This window comes from Brevibacillus sp. SKDU10 (assembly GCF_001645205.1).
Lineage (GTDB): Bacteria > Bacillota > Bacilli > Brevibacillales > Brevibacillaceae > Brevibacillus_B > Brevibacillus_B halotolerans.
Window position 1 is genome coordinate 1 of record NZ_LSSO01000218.1, and the last position, 1,408, is coordinate 1,408.

Consider the following 1,408-nt stretch of genomic DNA (forward strand, 5'->3'; position numbering starts at 1 on the left):
AGGCTCAAATGAACCACCCAAAATATTGCCTAAGAAGGATGCGCCTGGGATTAAGCTGGAATTACCCGACCAGCTACTAGAGGACATTCGATTTTTAGAACAATTACCGTTTTACTATGAGACAGAGGAATACATCTTCATTCATGCAGGAGTGCATCCAGACAAATCTTTGGACGAAATGGACGAGCAGGAAATGATCTGGATACGTGAAGAATTTCATAATGGATATGCGGGAGAAAAGACTGTCATTTTTGGACATACATCTACAAACTATTTACATGCAGATGGCAGTATAGATGTTTATTTTGGTAAAAATAAGATTATCGGCATTGATGGAGGCTGTGTTTACGGAGGTAAATTACACTGTCTGGAGCTGCCAAGTCGAAAGGTTTATACAATCTAATCGCTCTATGACAATAGAGAGGCTGTTTTCCTAAGCGGGAGAGCAGCCTTTTTTTGATGAAAAACCCTTGAACTATCAGCTTCCGCAATCCATTTAAGAAGGAAATGTAATCCAAATAGACAGCTAATCCTCATACTCTAGCCTCTTCTTTTAGACTTAGCTTCCGGAAAGGAAAAAATTTGAAAATGACGAATATGTATCCAGAGAACGTAATAGAAGTAGGTTTCCTATTACAGTGGAGGTGTCGAGTAATTGGAGGAACGAAAGCAAGACCTACTTGAGTGGCAAAGAGAGAATCGCCAAAAGCTAAAAGAGCATTTCCCGAGCTTGTTTCATCAAGGAATTCTGGTAAGGAGCGAATGGGTAAAGCTGTTTGGCGAGGATACCTTACACGATGATCGATACGGATTGCTTTGGCCAAGCAAGAGAACTGCCATACAGGAGGCATCACTGAAACCAGCTTTTCCCACTCCCACGCTTCATGTAGCATGCTCTAAAAATGCCAGTGAAACAGAAAATCTGTATATAGAAGGGGACAATTTAGATGGATTGCGACTTCTATGTAGCACACATACAGGTAAAATACAATGCATCTACATAGACCCACCTTATAATACCGGTAAAAACTTCATTTATAAAGATAACTACCACAGTAAAATGAAGAGCAAAATCCTTCATAAACACTCTTCCGAATTTGATCAGCAATGGCGGGAAAACATGCATAACGATTGGCTTACGATGATGTATCCCCGCTTGGCAATTGCACGACAGCTATTGACAGAGGATGGCGTTATCCTCATCAGTATTGATTCAAAGGAATTTGCAAATCTGCGCCTTATCTGTGATGAGCTTTATGGTGAGCAAAATTATGTAGGTGAGTTTGTTTGGAGCGGGGGCAGAAAAAATGACGCCAAGTTTATATCGATCTCGCATGAATTTATTTTGGTATATGGAAAAAATGTAAGCTATCTGCAACAACACCGAAAAGTTTGGCGTGAGAAAAAA

At 40.2% G+C, this 1,408-nt stretch carries 2 protein-coding genes; both read left to right on the forward strand.

The annotated features are described in order from the left end of the window. Positions 1-403: metallophosphoesterase family protein (locus AYJ08_RS22635; protein WP_483295100.1), on the forward strand; the 403-nt coding region annotated here is incomplete at its 5' end. Between the two features lie 252 nt (positions 404-655). Continuing rightward, positions 656-1,408, forward strand: a 753-nt coding sequence (locus tag AYJ08_RS22640) for a site-specific DNA-methyltransferase (protein WP_197490799.1), incomplete at its 3' end; no start/stop codon positions are given.